The sequence below is a fragment of the Roseomonas acroporae genome (assembly GCF_023223525.1).
Classification (GTDB): domain Bacteria; phylum Pseudomonadota; class Alphaproteobacteria; order Acetobacterales; family Acetobacteraceae; genus Roseomonas_E; species Roseomonas_E acroporae.
Window position 1 is genome coordinate 1 of record NZ_JALPRX010000189.1, and the last position, 3,640, is coordinate 3,640.

Genomic DNA, 3,640 nt, shown 5'->3' on the forward strand with positions numbered 1-3,640 from the left:
CTGCACTACCGCTGTGCTAACCCGGCCCGCCCGGCGGGGCGGCGCAAGCGATAGCGCAGCGCGCCATGCCGCTCAACGGTCGCCGTCGCCGCTGCCGCCGCCGGGCCGGTCCCGCCGGCGCCTCAGGCATGCCCCGCCACGGCCATGCCGCCGTCGTTCGTGGCGCGGACCACGGCGGCGAACAGGCGCAGCGCGTCCGGCCCGCCGCGATCGGCCAGCGCGCCGTGATCCATCTCCTCGGCCAGCAGCTCGGCATGCTCGGCCAGTGTCTCGGCGGCCCGTCTCAGGGCTTCGCGCGAGATGGCGAGCTGGATCTCATCGGGAAGGGAGTGCCAGTGCAGCGGCTCCGTGTGCAGGCGCATCGTCGAACATCCTCGGCACGCCTTCCTGGCTTGGAGCCCCGGTTTCGCGGGGCGATGCCGCCACCATGGTGCAACGTTGGTTAACCGCGGCTTTGGACCGCACGCGAAGGCCGCGCCGGCATCGGTCACACGCGCGCGATGCCGCCCCTCATGCCGCCAATCATTCCGCCCTTGGGGCAGCGCGAAAAGGCCTCCCAGGGCGCCGGAGACGTTGCCCGGCACCCCGGCGCGGAGGAGGACAAGACGGCCGGCCGGGGGCGTCGGCGGCCGGCATCAGTCGAGCGCCAGCGACACCTCGCCGAGCGAATCGAAGGCCACCACCACCCGGCAGGGCCCGTCCAGCCAGATCGGCGGCGTCACCGAGCCCAGGAACACCACCTGCCCGGCCCGCAGCCCCCCGAAGGCCGCCGCCGCCTCGGAGCCCGCGAGCCAGCGCAGCGCCCGCAGCGGGTGGCCGAGCAGGTCCGCCCCGCGCCCCTCGCCGCGCGCCTCGCCATCCACCGTGATCCGCCCGCGCACCGCGCCGAGATCGAGCCCGCGCCAGTCCCGCACCGGCGCGCCGAGCACGCCGCCGGCATGGAACACCTGGTCCGCGATCAGCGTCGGCGTCCCCAGCTCGCCGAGGTCGCCGTAGCGCCGCTCGACGATCTCGATCGCCGCGAACACCTCGGCCACGGCGTCGGCGATCGCGGCCTCGTCCTGCGTGCCGGCCGGCAGGTCGCGTCCGAGGCGCAGCGCCACCTCGCACTCGGCGCCCGGCGCGTGGAAGTCGGCATAGCGCAGCCGCGCCGGCGTGCCGTGCAGCCCGGCGGCCGCGACGAACCCCGCCGCCGGCCCGGCGAGGCCGAGATAGTCCTGCATCTGCTTCGTGGTGGCGCCGATCTTGAAGCCGGCGGGCGGCACGGCGCCCACCCGCTCGGCCAGGGCGCGCTGCGCGGCGTAGCCCGCCGCCGTGTCGGCCGGCGAGTCGGCGCCGAGCGGCTGCAGCACCTGCCGGGCCCGGCGCGCGGCCAGGATGGCGTCGGCGATGGCGGACATGGCGTGTTTCCTCTCCCTGATTGCCGGGCCCGGCGCGTGCCCCCCGGCTCCAGCCTTTGATCCGGCGCATTTTCCGGGCCGCTGAGCGAGGACGCTCAGCGTGAAAATGCTCCGGCTCTCCGGCCCTTGCTCCCCGGCACGCGCCGACTTCCCGCCGCCGGCCGGGGCCCGGCCTGCCGGCGCCGCTTCCGCCGACGCGCCGCCCGGTCCGCGCCCCTGGTCCGCGCTCCTCCTGGCCCGGATCCGGGCGGCCGGGCCGGCCGCCTCAGCGCCGGGCCAGCTCGTACAGGGCGACGGCGGCGGCGGCGGCGACGTTCAGGCTCTCCATCTCGGGCGCGATCGGCAGGCGGGTCAACAGGTCGCAGCCCTCGCGGGTGAGCCGGCGCAGCCCCTCGCCCTCGGCGCCCAGCACCAGCGCCACCCGCCGGTCCGAGAGGCCCGCTTCCGCCAGCGTCCCGGTCGCCGCCGCGTCGAGGCCCACCACCCAGAGCTCGGCCTTCTTCAGCGCCTCCAGCGTGCGCGCGAGGTTCACCGCGCGCAGCACCGGCACCACCTCCAGCGCGCCGGAGGCGGCGCGCGCCAGCACGCCGGTCTCGGGCGGCGCGTGCCGCTCCTGCAGCACCACCGCCGCCGCGCCGAAGGCCGCCGCCGAGCGCAGGATGGCGCCGACGTTGCGCGGGTCCGTCACCTGGTCGAGCACCAGCACCGGCCCGGCCGAGCGCGCCAGCGCCTCGTCGAGCGGCGGCGGCACCAGCGGGTCGGCCAGCAGCGCCGCGCCCTGGTGCACCGAATCCTCGGCCACCAGCGCGGCGATGCGCCCGCGCTCCACGATCTCGGTCTCGACCGGCCACGGCCCCGCTACCCGCGCCGCCAGCGCCGACTTGGCCTCCTCGGTCAGCAGCAGCCGGCGCGGCCGGCGCTCCGGGTTGGCGAGCGCCGCCGCCACGGCGTGCAGCCCATGCAGCCAGTAGGGGCCGCCCTTGCCCCCGGCGCGGCCGCCCCTGTCCCTGGTGTCCCTTTCCCCGGCGCGGCCATGCGCCGGCCGTTCCTCCGGCGCCTCGCGCGGGCTCTCGGCGGCCGGCCGCATGCCGCCCATCTGGCCGCCGGTCCGCTCCGGGCGCCGCGCCGCGCGCCCGGCATGCCCCTCCCGGGGATCGCCCCAGGGGATGGAGCGGGCGGGGCGGTGATCGGCGCGCGGCCCGCCACGGGGCGCGTCCGGCCTGCCGCCCTGCTCCCCGGCGCCCTGTCCGCCCTCGTGCCCGCCCTCGTGCCCAGTCTCGTTCCGGCCCTGGGGCCTGCCCCGCCGGCCGCCCCACGCGCCGGCCCCGGATCCGGCGCCGGCGCCCGGCCGGCCTTTCGCCTCCCGCCGGAGCGGCTCGCCCCGCATCGGGTCGCCGCCGGCCTTGCCTCGGGCGATGCCCCGGGCCGGGCCTCCGGCCGGCCTGCTCCCGGCCGCCTCGTCCCGCGGCGGCTCGTCCCGGCCCGCCTCGGCCCCGGCCGCGCGCCCGCGCGTCCTGCCGGCCGAGGGGGGCCAGGTGCCGGCGGCGGGCCTGGAGCGGGTGGGGGGGCGGCCTTTCGGCGGACGGGTCTGGCGCATCCACGGCATCTCGCTTGGCGCGCGCGGGCTGGCAAGCCTTCCCCGCCCGACATATTGCCCGGCACCGCACCGAGGCACGTTGACAGGGCAGGACGAATGCGGATAGTCCGCCCGCTCCCGCCGGCCCGCCCGAGGGGAACCCGCCCGAAGGTCCTGTCCGCCGGACAGCGACCCGCCGGGCGGCCCGAGGCGCGGCACGTCGGAACGGACCCTGTGGAGGGGTGCCCGAGTGGCTAAAGGGGACGGACTGTAAATCCGTTGGCTAGCGCCTACGTTGGTTCGAATCCAACCCCCTCCATGTCCGTTACCGGAGCCGGCCCGCGCGGGGCGCCTCCCCGGCGCGGGACGAACGCCGTCGAGGTTGGTGCGCCGAGGCGCGCGCGTGCGGGTGTAGCTCAATGGTAGAGCCCCAGCCTTCCAAGCTGGTTGTGCGGGTTCGATTCCCGTCACCCGCTCCAGCGCCCGCGCGCATCGGGGCGGCGCCCGTCCCGGACCGCACCGCGGGAGGGCGTGCCGATGGCCGCTCCCCCTGGTCGGGCCGCGGCCGGGTGTTGGTTTTCAGCAGGCTCAGGGCTTAAGGGCGCCTCAGGCGCGCGGGAACAAGGCAATGGCGAAAGCGAAGTTCGAGCGGAACAAGCCGCAC

3 protein-coding genes and 2 tRNA genes are annotated in these 3,640 nt (G+C 77.5%); 2 read left to right on the forward strand and 3 right to left on the reverse strand.

What is annotated here, in order from left to right:
- Positions 1 to 122: 122 nt before the first annotated feature.
- The 3 genes from M0638_RS27685 to M0638_RS27695 all read right to left on the reverse strand — a co-directional run bounded on the left by M0638_RS27685 (position 123) and on the right by M0638_RS27695 (position 2,487).
- A complete protein-coding gene (locus M0638_RS27685) occupies positions 123 to 362 on the reverse strand; it encodes a hypothetical protein (RefSeq protein WP_248670184.1) in 240 nt (79 codons plus the stop codon).
- 273 nt (positions 363 to 635) lie between these two features.
- Positions 636 to 1,400 carry a 2-keto-4-pentenoate hydratase gene (locus M0638_RS27690; RefSeq protein ID WP_248670185.1) on the reverse strand — a complete coding sequence of 255 codons (765 nt, stop codon included), beginning with the start codon at positions 1,398 to 1,400 and terminating at the stop codon, positions 636 to 638.
- A 265-nt stretch (positions 1,401 to 1,665) separates the two neighbouring features.
- The gene (locus M0638_RS27695) at positions 1,666 to 2,487 is read right to left on the reverse strand and encodes a TrmH family RNA methyltransferase (protein WP_248670186.1); all 822 of its coding nucleotides are present in this window, start codon (positions 2,485 to 2,487) and stop codon (positions 1,666 to 1,668) included.
- Positions 2,488 to 3,212: 725 nt separating this feature from the next.
- Between M0638_RS27695 and M0638_RS27700 the strand changes: the two genes are divergently transcribed.
- Positions 3,213 to 3,295: transfer RNA gene (locus M0638_RS27700), tRNA-Tyr, on the forward strand.
- An 86-nt stretch (positions 3,296 to 3,381) separates the two neighbouring features.
- Positions 3,382 to 3,455 (forward strand) — tRNA-Gly (locus M0638_RS27705).
- The last annotated feature ends 185 nt before the right edge of the window (positions 3,456 to 3,640 follow it).

Bases quoted from the DNA above. Each gene is read 5' to 3' on its own strand.
- M0638_RS27685 (WP_248670184.1), bottom strand. From the start codon at position 362: ATGCGCCTGCACACGGAGCCGCTGCACTGGCACTCCCTTCCCGATGAG.
- M0638_RS27690 (WP_248670185.1), bottom strand. From the start codon at position 1,400: ATGTCCGCCATCGCCGACGCCATCCTGGCCGCGCGCCGGGCCCGGCAG.
- M0638_RS27695 (WP_248670186.1), bottom strand. From the start codon at position 2,487: ATGCGGCCGGCCGCCGAGAGCCCGCGCGAGGCGCCGGAGGAACGGCCG.